Source organism: Streptomyces sp. NPDC048290 (assembly GCF_040652095.1).
GTDB lineage: Bacteria > Actinomycetota > Actinomycetes > Streptomycetales > Streptomycetaceae > Streptomyces.
On the sequence record NZ_JBEZLM010000008.1, the window covers coordinates 268,561 to 285,343 of the forward strand.

The 16,783-nt window shown below is 73.2% G+C and carries 16 protein-coding genes; 9 read left to right on the forward strand and 7 right to left on the reverse strand.

Features of this window, described 5'->3' with window-relative positions; genetic code table 11:
• Positions 1 to 174 precede the first annotated feature (174 nt).
• Together AB0D49_RS16510 and AB0D49_RS16515 are read right to left on the reverse strand one after the other, a co-directional pair.
• Positions 175 to 1,194 (reverse strand): acyl-CoA dehydrogenase family protein, encoded by a 1,020-nt coding sequence (locus tag AB0D49_RS16510; protein WP_362757543.1) that lies wholly within the window; start codon positions 1,192 to 1,194, stop codon positions 175 to 177.
• Positions 1,194 to 2,333, reverse strand: coding sequence for an acyl-CoA dehydrogenase family protein (locus AB0D49_RS16515; RefSeq protein ID WP_362757545.1), 1,140 nt, complete (start codon positions 2,331 to 2,333; stop codon positions 1,194 to 1,196). The genes AB0D49_RS16510 and AB0D49_RS16515 overlap by 1 nt, the downstream gene beginning before the upstream one ends.
• Before the next feature lie 44 nt (positions 2,334 to 2,377).
• On the opposite strand from AB0D49_RS16515, the gene AB0D49_RS16520 reads away from it, so the two are divergent.
• From AB0D49_RS16520 to AB0D49_RS16530, 3 genes are read left to right on the forward strand one after another with little or no spacing between them, the layout of a single operon-like run.
• On the forward strand, positions 2,378 to 3,166 hold the full coding sequence (locus AB0D49_RS16520) for an SDR family oxidoreductase (protein WP_362757547.1): 789 nt from the start codon (positions 2,378 to 2,380) through the stop codon (positions 3,164 to 3,166).
• 57 nt (positions 3,167 to 3,223) lie between these two features.
• Entirely contained in the window at positions 3,224 to 3,835 is a 612-nt protein-coding gene (locus AB0D49_RS16525; RefSeq protein ID WP_362757549.1) for a TetR/AcrR family transcriptional regulator, read from the forward strand.
• Between the two features lie 56 nt (positions 3,836 to 3,891).
• Positions 3,892 to 5,049, forward strand: coding sequence for an acetyl-CoA C-acetyltransferase (locus AB0D49_RS16530; RefSeq protein WP_362757551.1), 1,158 nt, complete (start codon positions 3,892 to 3,894; stop codon positions 5,047 to 5,049).
• A 680-nt stretch (positions 5,050 to 5,729) separates the two neighbouring features.
• Here the strand turns inward: AB0D49_RS16530 and AB0D49_RS16535 are convergent.
• From AB0D49_RS16535 to AB0D49_RS16550, 4 genes are all read right to left on the reverse strand, one after another.
• Complete coding sequence (locus AB0D49_RS16535) at positions 5,730 to 6,800, reverse strand: nitronate monooxygenase (protein ID WP_362757764.1); 1,071 nt, start codon at positions 6,798 to 6,800, stop codon at positions 5,730 to 5,732.
• 8 nt (positions 6,801 to 6,808) lie between these two features.
• Positions 6,809 to 7,519 carry a CoA-transferase gene (locus AB0D49_RS16540; protein WP_362757766.1) on the reverse strand — a complete coding sequence of 237 codons (711 nt, stop codon included), beginning with the start codon at positions 7,517 to 7,519 and terminating at the stop codon, positions 6,809 to 6,811.
• Between the two features lie 77 nt (positions 7,520 to 7,596).
• Positions 7,597 to 8,448: a CoA-transferase gene (locus AB0D49_RS16545; protein ID WP_362757553.1), complete on the reverse strand. Its 852-nt coding sequence runs from the start codon at positions 8,446 to 8,448 to the stop codon at positions 7,597 to 7,599.
• On the reverse strand, positions 8,445 to 9,299 hold the full coding sequence (locus AB0D49_RS16550) for an enoyl-CoA hydratase family protein (RefSeq protein WP_362757555.1): 855 nt from the start codon (positions 9,297 to 9,299) through the stop codon (positions 8,445 to 8,447). Before AB0D49_RS16550 ends, AB0D49_RS16545 begins: the two co-directional genes overlap by 4 nt.
• A gap of 172 nt (positions 9,300 to 9,471) precedes the next feature.
• Here AB0D49_RS16550 and AB0D49_RS16555 point away from each other — a divergent pair, with 172 nt between their 5' ends.
• Positions 9,472 to 10,254, forward strand: coding sequence for an SDR family oxidoreductase (locus tag AB0D49_RS16555; protein ID WP_362757768.1), 783 nt, complete (start codon positions 9,472 to 9,474; stop codon positions 10,252 to 10,254).
• A gap of 1 nt (position 10,255) precedes the next feature.
• Positions 10,256 to 11,164: an SDR family oxidoreductase gene (locus AB0D49_RS16560; RefSeq protein WP_362757557.1), complete on the forward strand. Its 909-nt coding sequence runs from the start codon at positions 10,256 to 10,258 to the stop codon at positions 11,162 to 11,164.
• Positions 11,165 to 11,242: 78 nt separating this feature from the next.
• Here the strand turns inward: AB0D49_RS16560 and AB0D49_RS16565 are convergent, their stop codons facing one another.
• Positions 11,243 to 12,133 (reverse strand): hypothetical protein, encoded by an 891-nt coding sequence (locus AB0D49_RS16565; RefSeq protein WP_362757559.1) that lies wholly within the window; start codon positions 12,131 to 12,133, stop codon positions 11,243 to 11,245.
• A 95-nt stretch (positions 12,134 to 12,228) separates the two neighbouring features.
• On the opposite strand from AB0D49_RS16565, the gene AB0D49_RS16570 reads away from it, so the two are divergent.
• From AB0D49_RS16570 to pepN, 4 genes are all read left to right on the forward strand, one after another.
• Complete coding sequence (locus AB0D49_RS16570; RefSeq protein ID WP_362757561.1) at positions 12,229 to 12,717, forward strand: GNAT family N-acetyltransferase; 489 nt, start codon at positions 12,229 to 12,231, stop codon at positions 12,715 to 12,717.
• A gap of 283 nt (positions 12,718 to 13,000) precedes the next feature.
• A complete protein-coding gene (locus AB0D49_RS16575; RefSeq protein ID WP_362757563.1) occupies positions 13,001 to 13,351 on the forward strand; it encodes a chorismate mutase in 351 nt (116 codons plus the stop codon).
• A gap of 160 nt (positions 13,352 to 13,511) precedes the next feature.
• Positions 13,512 to 14,024: a response regulator gene (locus AB0D49_RS16580; RefSeq protein WP_362757566.1), complete on the forward strand. Its 513-nt coding sequence runs from the start codon at positions 13,512 to 13,514 to the stop codon at positions 14,022 to 14,024.
• A 135-nt stretch (positions 14,025 to 14,159) separates the two neighbouring features.
• Positions 14,160 to 16,673, forward strand: coding sequence for an aminopeptidase N (pepN, locus tag AB0D49_RS16585; protein WP_362757568.1), 2,514 nt, complete (start codon positions 14,160 to 14,162; stop codon positions 16,671 to 16,673).
• Positions 16,674 to 16,783 lie beyond the last annotated feature (110 nt).

Below are 16,783 nucleotides of genomic sequence, written 5' to 3' on the forward strand. Positions count from 1 at the left end.
ACGACTCGAATGACCTGAGTGGTCTGAGGACAGGGCCTGCGGGTCCGTCCTGAGCCTCCTTCAGACCTCCCGTACAACGGCGTACGGGCGGGATGTCCGGGGGACGTTCCTGGGGCGCTCCAGGGATGTCCCCCCGACCACCCGCAGACGGCGTCTGCCTCGTCCCCGACCGGACTAGGGGCAGGCGCCGCTTTGTTGTCCCTGGTCCGGGCCGTGCCCGCCGCCGTGCCCGTCGCCGTGCCCGTCCAGTACCGCCGTCACGCACTCCTCGGGCGTCCCCCACGCCCCCCGCAGCGCCCGTGCCTTCAGCAGCCACAGCGACAGGTCGTACTCCGCCGTGTAGCCCAGCGCGCCATGCAGATGCAGCGCCGTACGGGCCGTCGTGTACGCCGCCTCGCAGGCTCTCGCCTTGGCGGCGGCGAGGTCGGCCGGTGCCATGGTGAGGGCGGCGCCGAGGACGAGCGGGGCGGCGAAGTCCAGGGCGATCCGCGCGTCCGCCAGCCGGTGCTTGACGCTCTGGAAGGAACCGATCGGCACCCCGAACTGGCGGCGCGCCTTGACTTGTTCGACCGTGCGGTCCAGCAGGGCGAGGCCGACACCGAGGGCCTGGGCGGCGGTGGCGAGCCGGGCCCAGGACACGGCCGTGGCCAGCGGCGGGTCGGCGGCGAGCAGTTCACCGCCGGGCAGCAGCGGGGTGCGGCGCCGGGCCGGGTCCAGGGACGGGCTGACCGGGCCGTGACCGGGCGCCGCGCGCAGGGCGTCCGGCGAGAGCGCGAGACGCAGATCGGCCGCGTCCCCGTCGAGGGCGTACCCCGACCCGGGCGGTGCGAGCGTCGCCAGGGTCTCGCCCCGGGCCAGCGCGGGCAGCAGCCGCCCGGCGGGGCCGGGATCGGGCAGCGCGGTCAGCAGCGCGGCGGCGGCGACCGTCTCCACCAGCGGCCCCGGTACGGCGTGGCGGCCCAGTTCGGTGAAGGCGACGGCCAGATCGGCGGGCCGGGCGCCGAGACCGCCGTACGCCTCCGGGACGGCCAGCGCGAACACGCCCGCGTCGGCGATACGGGACCACAGGGCGCGTCCGCGCGGGTGCGCGCCCCGGCTCCACTCCCGGATCACGGCGGGCGTGTCGGCCTTGGTCAGCAGGGTGCCGAGGGAGGCGGCGAAGGCACGCTGCTCGGGGTCCGGGCGCAGACGCATCAGCGGCGTCCCCTCTCCAGGCCGAGCAGCCGCTCGGCGACGATGTCCCGCTGGATCTCGTTGGTGCCCGCGTAGATCGGCCCGGCCAGCGCGAAGACGTACCGCTCCGCCCAGTCCGTGGCGGCGGACTCGCCGTCCTCGCCGAGCAGATCGAGGGCCGTCTCGGTGAGCGCGATATCCAGCTCCGACCAGAACACCTTGTTCAGGCTGGACTCCGGGCCGAACGGCTCGCCGTCCAGGAACCGGGTCGCGGCGGCGTAGGTGAACAGTTGGTACGCGCGGGCGCCGGTCAGCGCTTCGGCCACCCGCGCGCGGTGCACGGCGGGGCTGCCCCGCGCCCGCCAGAGCGCGGCCAGCCGGTCGGCCGCGGCGAGGAAGCGGCCGGGGGAGCGCAGGGTCAGTCCGCGCTCGTTGGCGGCGGTGGACATGGCGATCCGCCAGCCCTGGCCGGGCTCGCCGATCACCTCCTCGTCCGGGACGAAGACCTCGTCGAGGAAGATCTCGGCGAACGCCGGGCGGCCGTCCAGCCGGGCGATCGGACGGACCGTGACGCCCGGCGCCCGCAGGTCGAACATCACATAGGTCAGGCCCTGATGGGGTTTCGGCGTGTCGGGGTCACTGCGGAACAGGCCGAACGCGCGATCGGCGAAGGCCGCGCGGGACGACCAGGTCTTGTGCCCGGACAGCAGCCAGCCGCCGTCCGTACGGCGGGCCCGCGCGCGCAGCGCCGCCAGGTCCGAGCCCGCGTCCGGCTCGGACCACGCCTGCGCCCACACCACCTCGCCGGTCGCCATCGGGGGCAGTACCCGCGCGCGCTGCTGCGGTGTGCCGTGGTCGAGCAGGGTCGGGGCGAGCAGCGCGATCCCGTTCTGCCCGACCCGGCCCGGGGCGTCCGCCGCCCAGTACTCCTCCTCGAACACCAGCCAGCGCATCAGACCGGCGTCCCGTCCGCCGTACTCGACCGGCCAGGACACCACCGACCAGCGGTCGGCGGCGAGTTCGGCCTCCCACGCGCGGTGCGCCGCGAAGCCGTCGGCGGTCTCCAGGGAGGGCAGCGGGGCGCGGGGCACGTGGGCGCGGAGCCAGGCGCGGGCTTCGGCGCGGAACGCTTCGTCGGCGGGGGAGTGGGTGAGATCCACGGAGGTCCTTCCCTAACAAGTGTTTGGTAGATTACCGTGGGGCTATGACAGACGTCGAGAGTCCCGCCTACGTCCCAGGTCACGGCCTGCTGGCCGGTCGTACGGCGGTGGTGACGGCGGCGGCCGGGGCCGGAATCGGCGGGGCGACCGCCCGGCGGCTGCTGGAGGAGGGCGCCCGGGTCGTCGTCAGCGACGCCCACGCGCGGCGCCTCAAGGACCACGAGGCCGAGCTGGCGGCCGAGTTCGGCACCGCGGTCACCGCCGTACGCTGCGATGTCACCGACGACGCCGAGGTGCGGGCGCTGTTCGACGCGGTCGTGGAGACGCACGGGCGGCTGGACGTGGTGGTCAACAACGCCGGCCTCGGCGGTACGGCGGAGCTGGCCGACATGACCGACGACCAGTGGTCCCGCGTCCTGGACGTCACCCTGAACGGCACCTTCCGCTGTCTGCGCGCCGCCCTGCGGATCTTCCGCGCCACCGGCACCGGCGGGGTCGTCGTCAACAACGCCTCGGTCCTCGGCTGGCGCGCCCAGGCCGGACAGGCGCACTACGCCGCCGCCAAGGCCGGGGTGATGGCCCTGACCCGATGCGCCGCGATCGAGGCGGTGGAACACGGCGTCCGGGTCAACGCCGTCGCCCCGAGCCTCGCCCTGCACCCGCATCTCGCCAAGGTCACCAGCCCCGAACTCCTCGCCGACCTCACCGCACGCGAGGCGTTCGGCCGCCACGCCGAACCCTGGGAGGTCGCCAATGTGATCGTCTTCCTGGCCTCCGGCTACTCCTCGTACCTCACCGGCGAGGTCGTCTCCGTCAGCAGCAGACACCCCTGACCCCTCGAGACGCCCCGGCCCCGTCGGCCCCGTCATGTGCAGGACCACAATGTGTATGTGCCGAACAAGAAGAAGCCCCAGGTGACCGCCGCCCCCGAGCGGCGCCGCGAGCTGCTCCGCACCGCCGCCGAGGTGTTCGCCGAGCAGGGCTACAACGCCACGACCGTACGCAAGATCGCCGACGAGGCCGGGATGCTCGCGGGCAGCCTCTACTACCACTTCGACTCCAAGGAATCGATGCTGGAGGAGATCCTGCGCAGCTTCCTCGACGAGCTGTGGGACGGCTACGACGGTGTACTGGGCGCCACGCTCGGTCCCCGCGAGACGCTGGAGGCGCTGGTCACCGAGTCGTTCCGGGAGATCGACCGGCATCGCGCCGCCGTCGCCATCTACCAGAAGGAGTCCCGCCAACTCGCCGCCCAGGAACGGTTCGAGTTCCTCGCCGAGTCCCAGCGCAAGTTCGAACGCACCTGGCTGTCCACGCTGGAGCGGGGCGTCGCCGACCGGGTCTTCCGCGCCGACCTCGACATCCGGCTCACCTACCGGTTCGTCCGGGACACCGTCTGGGTCGCCGCCTCCTGGTACCGGCCCGGCGGACAGCACAGCCCCGAGGAGATCGCCCGCCAGTATCTGTCGATGGTGCTGGACGGGATCGCCGTACGCGAGTGACCCCGCCCCGGGGTCGCCGACTGTCCCACCGCACGGGGGGACGTGAGGGAGCCGACATGGCCGAGGCATACATCGTCGAAGCGGTCCGTACACCCGTCGGGCGGCGCGGAGGAGGACTCAGCGCGGTCCACCCGGCCGACCTGGGCGCGCGGGTGCTCAAGGAACTGATGGACCGGGCCGGGGTGGACCCGGCGGCCGTCGAGGACGTCGTCTTCGGCTGCCTGGACACCGTCGGACCCCAGGCCGGGGACATCGCCCGCACCTGCTGGCTGGCCGCCGGACTTCCCGAGGAGGTGCCTGGCGTCACCGTCGACCGCCAGTGCGGGTCCTCCCAGCAGGCCCTGCACTTCGCCGCCCAGGGCGTGCTGTCCGGCACCCAGGACCTGGTGGTCGCCGGGGGCGTGCAGAACATGTCGCAGATCCCCATCGCCTACGCCACCCGCCAGGCCGCCGCCCCGCTCGGCTTCACCGAGGGACCCTTCGCCGGAAGCGAGGGCTGGCGCGCCCGCTACGGCGACCGGCCCGTCAACCAGTTCGCCGGTGCCGAGATGATCGCCGCGAAATGGGGTATCAGCCGCGTGGACCAGGAGGAGTTCGCGCTGCGCTCCCATCAGCGGGCGGTCCGCGCCATCGACGAGGGCCGCTTCGCCCGCGAGACCGTCCCCTGCGGGGAGTGCGTCACCGACGAAGGGCCCCGCCGGGACACCTCCCTCGCGAAGATGGCCGCGCTCAAGCCGGTCATCGACGGCGGCACCGTCACCGCCGCCTGCTCCTCCCAGGTCTCCGACGGCGCCGCGGCCCTGCTGCTCGCCTCGGAACGGGCCGTCCGCGAACACGGGTTGCGGCCCCGCGCGCGGGTCCACCACCTCTCCGTCCGCGGCGAGGACCCGATCCGGATGCTCAGCGCGCCCATACCGGCGACGGCCCACGCCCTGAAGAAGACCGGCCTGGGCATCGACGACATCGATCTGGTCGAGATCAACGAGGCGTTCGCGCCGGTGGTGCTGGCCTGGCTGAAGGAGACCGGCGCGGACGCGGAACGGGTGAATGTGAACGGCGGCGCGATCGCACTCGGCCATCCCCTGGGGGCGACCGGAGCGAAGCTGATGACGACGCTGGTACACGAGCTGGAGCGGACGGGGGGTCGGTACGGGTTGCAGACGATGTGCGAGGGGGGCGGACAGGCGAACGTGACGATCGTGGAGCGCATCTGAGGGACGGCGGTTCGGGGGGCCGCGGGCGCGGGCGCGGGGGTTTGGGGCGCGGTCGGGGGTGGGGGGGGGGTGCGGGTTCTGTGGCGGGTGCGGGTGGGAGGTGGCCGATCGCGCAGTTCCCCGCGCCCCTAGGGGGTGCGCCTGACCGGCACGGGGAAGGTCGCCCCCCAGGGGCGCGGGGAACTGCGCGACCAGCCCCCACCGGACCGGTACCCGTACGACACCTTTGCCGCCCCCCACGTCGTACGAGAGAGTGCGCTTGGCCCGCATGGGGAGGGTCACCCCCCCAGGGGCGCGGGGAACTGCGCGATCAGCCCCCACCGGACCGGCAGCCGTACGACAACCTCCGCCGACCCCCACGTCCTACGCGAGGGTGCCTGGCCGGTGCCAAGGGGCGCGGGGAACTGCGCGATCGGCCCCCACCGCCCGGCAGCCGTACGACAACCTCCGCCGCCCCCACGTCGTACGCGAGGGTGCCAGGCCGGTGCCAAGGGGCGCGGGGAACTGCGCGATCGGCCCCCACCGCCCGGTAGCCGTACGACAACCTCCGCCGACCCCCACGTCGTACGCGAGGGTGCCAGGCCGGTGCCAAGGGGCGCGGGGAACTGCGCGATCGGCCCCCACCGCCCGGCAGCCGTACGACAACCTCCGCCGCCCCCACGTCGTACGACACCCCACCCCTAAGGACGTTGGGGCGTGCGGAGTTCAGGGGATGTCAGGGTCGTCAGGATGGCGTCGGCCTCCTCGATGACGCGGGTGATCAGGGCCTCGCAGGACGGCAGGTCGGCTATCAGACCGGCCACCTGGCCCGAGGCCATCACCCCCGCGTCCGGATCGCCGTCCACCATGGACGCCTTGAGCAGCATCGGCGTGCTGGCGGCCAGCAGCACCTGCGCCCAGGTGAGGTCCTTGCCGTGCCGCAGGGCCCGCCCGTCGTGCAGCAGCGCCCGCGGCCCGAGACCGGAGACCCGGCGGAAGGCCGCCGCGTGACGCAGCGCGCGGAGCAGGGCCCGCACCCGGCCCGCGCGCTCCAGATCCCGCACCAGGTCCGTGCGGAGCATCCGATGGGGGAGACCGTCCACCGCACGCGTGACCGTGACATCCCCGACCCCCGCCGACAGATACCGTGCCTTGACCGCGTCCGGGACCGTCGAGTCCGAGGTGAGCAGGAAGCGCGTGCCCATCGCGATCCCCGCCGCCCCGTACGCCAGCGCCGCCACCAGCCCCCGCCCGTCGCAGAACCCCCCGGCCGCCACCACCGGTATCCCCACCGCGTCCACCACCTGCGGCAGCAGGACCGTCGTCGCCACCTCCCCGGTGTGCCCACCGCCCTCCGCGCCCTGCACGATCACCGCGTCCGCACCCCACGCCGCCACCTTCTCGGCGTGCCGCCGCGCCCCCACGGTGGGCACCACGACCACCCCCGCCTCCTTCAGCGTGGCGATCAGCCCGGGTGACGGGGCCAGCGCGAAGGACGCCACCCGCACGCCCTCCTCCACGATGATCCGCACCCGCTCCGCCGCGTCCGCCGCGTCCGCCCGCAGATTGACCCCGAACGGCGCCGACGTCCGCGACCGCACCTCCCGCACCGCCGCCCGCAGCCGGTCCGGCGTCATCGTCGCCGACGCCAGGACGCCCAGCGCGCCCGCGTTCGCCGTGGCCGACACCAGCCGGGGGCCCGCGACCCAGCCCATCCCCGTCTGGACCACCGGATGCCGGACCCCCACCAGCCGGGTCAGCGCCGTGTCCAGCGTCCGCGTCACCGCCCCACCTCCCGCTCCCGCGTGTTCGCCGGGTCGATCACCGCACGGATCAACCGCAGCTCCTCCGCCGTCGGGTCACGCGTGTACGGCACCTCGTCCGGGATCGTCAGGGCGAAGCCCGTCGCCGCCACGATCTCCGCCACCGCCACCCCCGGATGCCGGGCCGCCAGCCGCATCGAGCGGTCCGGCGTGGCGAAGTCGAACACCCCCAGGTTCGACACCACCCGGGGCAGCCGGTGGAACCGGGCACCGGCCGCCCGGTCGTACCCCACCCCGCACACCAGGTCCACCCGCTCCACGAACACCCGCCGGGAGTGCCGGGGTATCCAGTAACTCGTCGGATTGTTCAGCGTGTTGACCGGCGCGCCCCGCACCCCCAGCAACTGGCGGTCCGGCCGGTGCCAGTCACCGATGCACGCGATGTTCTGATTGCCGAAGCGGTCGATCTGGCTCGCGCCCATCATCACGTGCCGCCGCCCGCCCGCGACCAGCTCCAGATGCTGCCGGTACGGCAACCAGCCCGCCACACTCCCGTCCGCCTCGACCAGCAGCGCCTCACCGTCCGTCAGCAGCAGCTCCGGCGCGAACGTGGCCCGCGCCAGCCGGGCACCCACCGACGGGATCAGCCCCATCGGACTCGCCAGGATCTCGCCCGCACCCCGCCACGCCTCCGCGCAGGCCACGACGCAGTACTCGGCGCGCGTCACCGCCGCCGCCCCGTCACCGGGCCCGTCGCCCCGGTCCGCCAGGCCCCCCACACCGGCCCCCTCTCCACCGTCGGCCGTCACCGCGCCCGCTCCCCGTGCCACACCCGCACCGCCTCCCGGTACGCCGCCTCGTCGCCGCCCAGGAACCGTTCCTGGAACTCCCCCCACCGCGCCCCCGCGTACGCCCGCTGTATCTCCTCGTCCCGCCCGTAGTCCGGCGGGCAGGACGTGAAATGCGCGCCCGACGGGGCCTCGACCACCCCTGTCACCGTGTGCCGCTTGATCAGCAGAGCCTGCGGCGGCGCCTGCTCGGTCAGCTCGGCCGTGTCCACGATCCGCTCGCACGACACATACGCCGTGTCCGCCGCCGCGCAGAACAGGTCGTCGAAGTACGGGTCGGGCCCCAGATACGCGCCGCTGCCCCGCCGGTCCGCGCGGTGGACATGGACCAGCGCCGCGTCCAGCCGCAGCGCGGGCATCGCCACGAACGTCTCGCCGTCGTCGTACGGTGATGTCACCGTTCTCAGCGCGGGGTTGACCCGCATCACGTCCGAGCCGATGCCCGCCCGCACCGGCAGGAACGGCAGCCGGTTCGCCGCCGCGCGCAGCCCCCACATGAACATCGCCTCGTCGATCTCCATCAGCTCGAACGCGCCCCGCTCACGCGCCGCCCGGTAGTGCGGCTCCAGCGGGATCGAGTCGAGAGTGACGAACGCCGCGACCAGCTTCCGCACCCGCCCCGCGGCGGCCAGCATCCCCACGTCCGGGCCGCCGTAGGAGACCACCGTCAGGTCCCTGACGTCCGTCCGCAGCAACGCCCGGATCAGGGCCATCGGTTTGCGACGCGAACCCCAGCCGCCGATACCGACGGTCATCCCGCTGGCCAGCCGGGCGACCGCCTCGTCCGCCGTCATCGTCTTGTCCGTCATCGCCCCCCACCACCTTCGGCTCCGCCGCCGGTCCGCCCGACCTCCGCCGCTCCCGCCGCGCCCGCCGCGCGCTCCGTCCCACCGACCGTGCCCGTGCCCCCGCCGACCGCGCCCGTGCCCCCGTCGAACGTGTTCCGCACCCGGTCCGCCACCCCGCTCACGCTCGCCTCGTATGTGAAGCCCTGCTCGAAGCGGTAGCTGCGCCGGACGTCCACCGGGTCGATGCCGTTGATCGCCGCCTTCGCCAGCCGCAGCAGCTCCCCGTCCTTCGCGGCCACCTCGCCCGCCAGCTCCAGCGCCGCCGCCCGCAGCTCCGCGCGGTCCACCACCCGCCACACCGAGCCGTGTCCGCGCAGCTCGGCCGCGCTCACCGTGCGCGAGGTGTAGTACAGGGCGCGCATCAGATGCTGGGGGACCAGCCGGGACAGATGCGTGGCCGCGCCCAGCGCGCCCCGGTCCAGCTCGGGCAGCCCGAAGCGGGCGTCCTCGCTCGCCACCACCACATCGGCGTTGCCCGCCAGACCCACGCCCCCGCCCAGACAGTGGCCCTGCACCGCCGCCACCACCGGCACCTCGCACTCGTACACCGCCGCGAAGGCCGCGAAACAGCCCCGGTTGGCGCCGGTCAGGGCGGCCGGACCGCGCCGCTGTATCTCCTTGATGTCCACCCCCGCGTTGAACCCCCGCCCCTCGGCCGCCAGCACCACACACCGGACCTCCGGGTCGCGGCCCGCCCCGCGCACCGCGTCGGCCAGCGCGAACCAGCCGTCCACCGGCAGCGCGTTCACCGGCGGGTAGTCGACCGTGACCAGCGCGACGCCCTTTTCCGGGGACGAGGTGGAGACACCCATCGACGCATCAGCTACCTTCACACTCGACGCCATTCCACCAAACATTTGTTAGGTGTGACGCTTCGAAGCTAGCAGCAGCCGCGACCCGGCGGGAGGCCCTGTGGAAAACCCGGCACCCAGCCCTGTGGAAAACTCCCCGACCCCCACCCCCATCCCGACCCCCACCCCACCTCTGCACCACCGCCTCGCCGTCGTCACCGGCGGCACCCGAGGCGTCGGCGCCGGGATCGCCCGAGCCCTCGCCGCAGCCGGAGCCCACGTCGTGATCTGCGCCCGCCGCCCACCCGAGACACCGCTCCCCGGCACCGAGTTCCACCCGCTCGACCTGCGCGACCCCGACGCCGTACAGGACTTCTTCACCGCACTGCCCCGACTCGACGTCCTCGTCAACAACGCGGGCGGCACCCCCTTCCGCCGCCTCACCGACACCGGCACCGACGCCACCCGGCACACCCGGGTCGTCGAACTGAACCTGATCGCCCCACTGACCGCCTCCCTCGCCGCCTACCAGCAGCTACGGCGCACCCGCGGCTCGATCGTGATGATCGGCAGCGTCAGCGGCACCCGCCCCTCACCCGGCACCGCCGCCTACGGCGCCGCCAAAGCCGGACTGGAGAACCTCGCCCGGTCCATGGCCGTCGAATGGGCCCCGGAGGTCCGCGTCAACACCCTCGTCGCCGGCATGGTCCGCACCGAACTCACCCACCTCCACTACGGCGGCCCCGACGGCGTCGCCGCCGTCGCCGGGACCGTCCCCCTCGGCCGGCTCGCGGAACCCGCCGACATCGGCGCCGCCGCCGTCTTCCTCGCCTCCGACGCCGCCGCCTACATCACCGGCGCGAGCCTGCTGGTGCACGGCGGCGGCGAACGCCCCGCGTTCCTCGACGCCGCCACGGCCAACACCGACACCACCACCGCCACCGACCAAGTGCCCGTCACCCCCAAGGAGCCCTGACATGACCGGAATCTGCGCCGAACGCGTCGTCGTCGTCACCGGCGCGGGACGGGGCCTGGGCCGCGCCCACGCCCTGGCCTTCGCCGCCGAGGGCGCCCACGTCGTCGTCAACGACCTCGGCGTCGGCCTGGACGGCGCCCCCTCCACCGACAGCCCCGCCACCCAGGTCGCCGCCGAGATCCGCGCGGCGGGCGGCGAGGCCGTCCCCCACACCGGTGACATCGCCACCACCGACGGCGCCGCCTCCCTCGTACGGACCGCCCTGGACACCTACGGACGGCTCGACACCCTCGTCAACAACGCCGGGTTCCTGCGCGACCGGATGCTCGTCAACCTGGACGAGGACGCCTGGGACGCCGTCCTGCGCGTCCACCTCACCGGACACTTCCTGCCCCTCAAACACGCCGCCGCGCACTGGCGCGCCGAGACCAAGGCCGGGCGCACCCCCACCGCGCGGATCATCAACACCAGCAGCGGCGCCGGACTGCTCGGCTCCCTGGGACAGGGCAACTACAGCGCCGCCAAGGCCGGCATCATCGGCCTCACCCTGGTCGCCGCCGCCGAACTCGCCCGCTACGGCGTCCAGGTCAACGCCATCGCGCCCGCCGCGCGCACCCGGATGACCGAGCACACCTTCGCCGCGACCATGGCCGCACCAGGCACCGGATTCGACGCCATGGCCCCCGAGAACGTCTCCCCGCTGGTCGTCTGGCTCGGCTCCGCCGCCAGCGACGGCGTCACCGGCCGCGTCTTCGAGACGGAGGGCGGCCGGATCACCGTCATGGAGGGCTGGCACCCCGGCCCCACCACCGACAAAGGCACCCGCTGGACCCCGGCCCAGGCGGGCGCGGCCACCCGCACCCTCCTCACCCGCGCCACACCACCCGCCCCCGTCTACGGCACCCCATAGACCCCGGCCCCGGATCCCCGCGCCCGCCCCACATGTCGCGCCCCCACGCGCGTCGCGCCGCCCCCTCCACGCCGCCCCCTACGTGTCGCACTCCAGCACCGTCCTGCACAACCCGCACCGCGCCCGCACCCGCCCCTTGACCGGCACCCGGATGCGCTGAAGGCACGTCGGGCACGGGAACGACACCCGCAACGGCTCAGGACCGTCCGAGAACACGTACGACACACCGGCCGCCGCCACCAGGGCACGGTCCTCGGCGTGCCGCCGGTCACGCGCGTAGCGCCGCCGCCCCACCCACCCGGCCGCCGTCAGCGGCGGCTGCTCCCGGTCCCGGCGCGCCCGCGCCATGCCCTTGCCGTACGCGGTGTACGCCTGCGCGCTGGTGAACCACGGCGACGGGTCCTCACCGAACAGCAGCGCACGCTTGGCCAGCACGTACCCGAACTCCTCGGGCGTCAGATAGCCCAGCTTCTGCGAGGACGCCCCGTCCTCACGGTAGGCGTCCAGCAGCAGCCAGCCCGCGCCCAGATAGGCCGCGGCCGTGTCCGTGAGGATCTCGTTGTCCCGGGTCCCCGCGAACGACAGCCCCAGGCGGTGCAGATAGGCGTGCATCGCCTCGTGCGCCAACGCCGCCCCTATGTCCCGCCGATGCGTCCGGAACCGGTCGTTCAGCTCCACGAAGTACTCCGGACCCGCCGCCAGCTCGATGTTCGCCGCGTGCTCCATCGCCCGGAACGCGACGATCAGCCGGGCGTCCGGCAACCGGTAGTGCCGTACGATCTCGCGCGCCACACGCTGGGCGCCCAGATACAGGTCGTCCGTGTCGGCGAACGCCACATCGGCCGGAACCACACTGGTCGAGAACGTCTGGATCGTGTCGTAGGACATCCTCCTGTACAGCGCGGTGATGGCCGCCCGCACCGTCTGAAGATGCGGGAATCCATGCTCGACCGGTCCGTCGTTCGCCACGCCCGTACCCCCATGACGCCGTGAACCACCCGATTCCACTGTACGGCGGGGAAAACCGGATGCCCGGCGGCGGCCCCCCGGCTACGGTCGGCCCCGTGACCCCCGAAACCCCCCACGACCAGCCCCTCACACCACCCGGCGACCCCGTCCTGCGGGTCGGCGGACCCGACGACGACCTCCAGCAGTGGCTGGACGACGAGCTGACCGCGTTCAACGACCGGGCCGCCGCCGTCCCCCCGCCCGAGGACTTCTCCGTCGCCCTCACCGGCCCCGACGGCGAGCGCGTCGGCGGCCTCACCGGCTGGTTCTGGGGCGGTCTGTGCGCCGTGGAGATGCTCTGGGTCCGCGAGGACCACCGGGGACAGGGCCTGGGAACCCGGCTCATGCGGGCCGCCGAAGCGGAGGCCGTCCGGCGCGGCTGCACCGACCTGACCGTCTCCACGTACACTTTCCAGGCTCCGCACTTCTACCCGGCGCTCGGCTTCCAGGAGCGCGGCCGGACCGACGGCGTACCGGGCGGCCACCAGGACGTGTACTTCCACAAGACCATCGCCCCCACCACGGACCCCACCGCCGACGACTGACAGCCCCGCCGCCCCCACCGGGCCCGCCCCTGAGCACCGCTCCCGGTTCGGCCCGCCACCATCGGGTCCGCCCCCTGAGCACCCCTCCCGCGCGGGCCCGCTCCCACCGGCCCACTCCCCTGAGCGCCCCTCCCGCGCGGGCCCGCTCCCACCGTTCCGCCCCGCAAAACGCCCCGCCCCCACCGGGCCCGCCCCGCAGCCCCCCGGCCCGCCCTGTCCGCCCCCTGGGACGATCCCCGCCCCGCCCACCCCCGGGCCACCCCGCCCCATAGGCTGTTCCGTCATGACCACCAGCAACACCGGTACCGGAGACGTCGACCCCGCCGTGCGCGAGGAACTCGCCCGGCTGCGCGACAGCATCGACAACATCGACGCCGCGGTCGTCCACATGCTCGCCGAACGCTTCAAGGCCACCCAGCAGGTGGGCCACCTCAAGGCCATCCACCAGCTGCCACCCGCCGACCCGGACCGCGAGGCCCGGCAGATCGAACGGCTCAGAGCCCTCGCCGAGAACGCCAAACTCGACCCGGCGTTCGCTGAGAAATTCCTCAATTTCATCATCGCCGAAGTGATCCGCCACCATGAGCGGATCGCCGAGGACACCGTCGCCCACCACCCGGCCCCGCCCCGCTGACCTCCCACGACGACCGGCCCCCGCGCGGCGCGCCCCCCACGGGCACGGAACACCCGCGCGAGGGGTTTCTCTCATCGAGCACTCCTCGTCAACGGACGAGCACTCCCCGTAGGCTTGGGCCGCATAAGGTGGGGGTCCAGGTGGGAGGGGAGGACCGGCCATGGAGTCGGAAGCCAGCATCCTCATCGTCGACGACCACAACGACACGCTGTACGCACTGGAGAGCGCACTCGCCCCGCTCGGCCGCCCACTCGTCCGGGCCACCACCGGCGACGAAGCACTCAAGCAGGCACTGCGCGGCGGCATCGCCCTTCTGCTCCTCGACGTACGCACCCCAGGCGACAGCGGCCTGGACGTCGTCCGCTATCTCCGCAGACTCGAACAGACCCAGCACATCCCGGTCATCCTGCTCACCGGCCTCGACCCCGACCAGGAACTCACCACCGCCGCCTACGACCTGGGCGTCGCCGACCTCCTGGTCAAACCCCTCGACCCCTGGGCACTACGCACCAAAGTCCGCTACCTGTACGAAGCCCACGAACGCCACCGCGCACTGGAGCGCGAAATACGCGAACTACGCGCCCCACGCCCCCGCCCCGGCACCCTCCACGACCGCGCACGGCCCAGCCGCGTCCCCGCCCCCCGCGACCTCCCACGCGCCACCTCCGCCTGACCACTCAGACCGCGCCCACACCGCGCCCCCGCCGCGACCCGCCCCCACCGGCCGCCCCGCGCACCCAAGGCACCCAGGTCGCGATCCGAGCACGAACCGGACCGCCCCTGTGCGATGTCAGTGCCATCGGGCAGCATGGCACGCATGTCCGTTCTCACGCGCGACGAAGCGCAGACCCGTGCACAGCTCCTCGACGTCCAGCGGTACACGATCGACCTCGATCTCACCACCGGGGACGACACCTTCGACTCCCGTACCGTGATCAACTTCACCGTCCGCACGGACACGGACACGGACACCTTCGTAGAGCTGAAGCCCGCACACCTGCGCACCGCGACCCTCGACGGACACCCCCTCGACCCGGACACCCTCGACGGCAACCGCCTCCCCCTGCCCCACCTCACCCCGGGCCCCCACGAACTGCACATCGACGCCGCCATGCGCTACTCCCGCACCGGCGAAGGCATGCACCGCTTCACCGACCCCAGCGACGACGAGACCTACGTCTACACCCAACTCTTCCTCGACGACGTACAACGCGTCTTCGCCGCCTTCGACCAACCCGACCTCAAAGCCGTCGTCGACCTCACCGTCACCGCCCCCGAAGACTGGACCGTCCTCGCCAACGGAATCACCGAACGACACGACGACGGCCGCTGGCACGCCGCCACCACCCCACCCATCTCCACCTACCTCGTCGCCGTCGCCGCCGGCCCCTGGCACTCCGTACGCACCGAACACCGCGGACTGCCCTTCGGCCTCCACTGCCGCCGCTCCCTCGGCCCCTACCTCGACACCGACGCCGACGAACTACTGGAGATCACCCGCCAGTGCTTCGACCGCTACCACGAGAAATTCGAGGAGCCCTACCCCTTCGACTCCTACGACCAGGCATTCGTCCCCGAATTCAACGCCGGCGCCATGGAGAACCCCGGCCTCGTCACCTTCCGCGACGAATACGTCTACCGCTCCGCCGTCACCGACACCGAACGCCAGACCCGCGCCATGGTCATCGCCCACGAAATGGCCCACATGTGGTTCGGCGACCTCGTCACCCTCGCCTGGTGGGACGACATCTGGCTCAACGAGTCCTTCGCCGAATACATGGGCTACCAGACCCTCGTCGAAGCCACCCGCTTCACCGACACCTGGACCGACTTCGGAGTCGTCCGCAAAGGCTGGGGCTACGACGCCGACCAACGCCCCTCCACCCACCCCGTAGCCCCCGACACCGTCCCCGACACCGCCTCCGCCCTCCTCAACTTCGACGGCATCTCCTACGCCAAAGGCGCCTCCGCCCTCCGCCAACTCGTCACCTGGCTCGGCGAAAAAGACTTCCTCGCCGGCATCAACACCCACTTCCACCGCCATAAATTCGCCAACGCCACCCTCGCCGACTTCATCGACTCCCTCGCCCACACCACCGACCGCGACGTCCACGCCTGGGCCGACGCCTGGCTGCGCACCACCGGCGTCGACACCCTCGCCCCCCACATCACCCGCGGCGACAACGGCGTATGCACCCTCCACATCGACCGCACGGGCAGCCGCCCCCACCGCATCGCCGTCGGCCTCTACGACCTCGACCCCGCCGACGACCACGGCCGCCTCGTCCTACGCGACCGCCGCGAACTCGACCTCCCCCAGACCACACCCGAACCCATCGGCAAACGCCCCGCACTGCTCCTGCTCAACGACAGCGACCTCACCTACGCCAAAGTCCGCTTCGACCCCCACTCCTTCACCACCGTCCGCGAACACCTCTCCGGCCTCCCCCTGCCCCTCACCCGCGCGGTCGTCTGGAACGCCCTGCGCGACGCCGTCCGCGACGGCGAACTCCCCCCCACCGCCTACCTCGACACCGCCCGCACCCACCTCCCCCGCGAAACCGACCTCGCCCTCGTCCAAGGCGTCCTCGCCTTCGCCACCACCCAGATCGCCGCCCGCCACCTCACCCCCGAACACCGCCCCGCCGCCCTCACCACCCTCGGCGCCCTCTGCCGCGACCTCGTCCGCCGCACCGAGGACGGCTCCCACCCCGGCCTGCGCCTCATCGCCGTACGCCACCTCATCGACGTCGCCACCCGCCCCGACCAGATCGCCGCCTGGCTCGCCGACGGCACCGTCCCCGGCGGACCCGAACTCGACCCCGACCTGCGCTGGCGCATCCTCGCCCGACTCGCCGTCCTCGGCGCCACCGACGAACCCACCATCGCCGCCGAACTCGACCGCGACCCCAGCGCCACCGGCCAGGAAGGCGCCGCCCGCTGCCGCGCCGCCCTGCCCGACCCCGACACCAAAGCCGCCACCTGGGCCGCCCTCTTCCACACCGACGACCTCTCCACCTACCTGTTCACCGCCACCGCCCAAGGCTTCTGGCAACCCGAACAGGCCGACCTGGTCGCCCCATACGTCCCCCGCTTCTACGAGGACGCCACCGCCCTCGCCGCCCGCCGCGGCCCCGCCATCGCCGAAGCCGCCGCCCGCTGGGCCTTCCCCACCCACGCCGTCGACCCCGAGACCCTCCGCCTCGGCCACACCTGCCTGGAAACCCCCGACCTCCTCCCCGCCCTGCACCGAAGGCTCGCCGACCAACTCGACGACCTGGCCCGAGCCCTCCACGTCCGCACGGCCACCCCACAGGAGTGACGGCGACAACCACACGAGCCTGACCGCGCCGCCCCAACACCCCCGCCCGCACCCCCGGGTCCCCCCAGCCCACCACCCCCGCCCCTACCCCCTTTCGGGTCCCATCCCGC

What these genes read in the sequence shown, in the direction of transcription:
- AB0D49_RS16575 (WP_362757563.1), top strand. Translation starts at nt 13,001, where the DNA reads ATGACCACCAGCAACACCGGTACCGGAGACGTCGACCCCGCCGTGCGC.
- AB0D49_RS16560 (WP_362757557.1), top strand. Translation starts at nt 10,256, where the DNA reads ATGACCGGAATCTGCGCCGAACGCGTCGTCGTCGTCACCGGCGCGGGA.
- AB0D49_RS16530 (WP_362757551.1), top strand. Translation starts at nt 3,892, where the DNA reads ATGGCCGAGGCATACATCGTCGAAGCGGTCCGTACACCCGTCGGGCGG.
- AB0D49_RS16550 (WP_362757555.1), bottom strand. Translation starts at nt 9,299, where the DNA reads ATGGGTGTCTCCACCTCGTCCCCGGAAAAGGGCGTCGCGCTGGTCACG.
- AB0D49_RS16520 (WP_362757547.1), top strand. Translation starts at nt 2,378, where the DNA reads ATGACAGACGTCGAGAGTCCCGCCTACGTCCCAGGTCACGGCCTGCTG.
- AB0D49_RS16580 (WP_362757566.1), top strand. Translation starts at nt 13,512, where the DNA reads ATGGAGTCGGAAGCCAGCATCCTCATCGTCGACGACCACAACGACACG.
- AB0D49_RS16545 (WP_362757553.1), bottom strand. Translation starts at nt 8,448, where the DNA reads ATGACGGACAAGACGATGACGGCGGACGAGGCGGTCGCCCGGCTGGCC.
- pepN (WP_362757568.1), top strand. Translation starts at nt 14,160, where the DNA reads ATGGCACGCATGTCCGTTCTCACGCGCGACGAAGCGCAGACCCGTGCA.
- AB0D49_RS16510 (WP_362757543.1), bottom strand. Translation starts at nt 1,194, where the DNA reads ATGCGTCTGCGCCCGGACCCCGAGCAGCGTGCCTTCGCCGCCTCCCTC.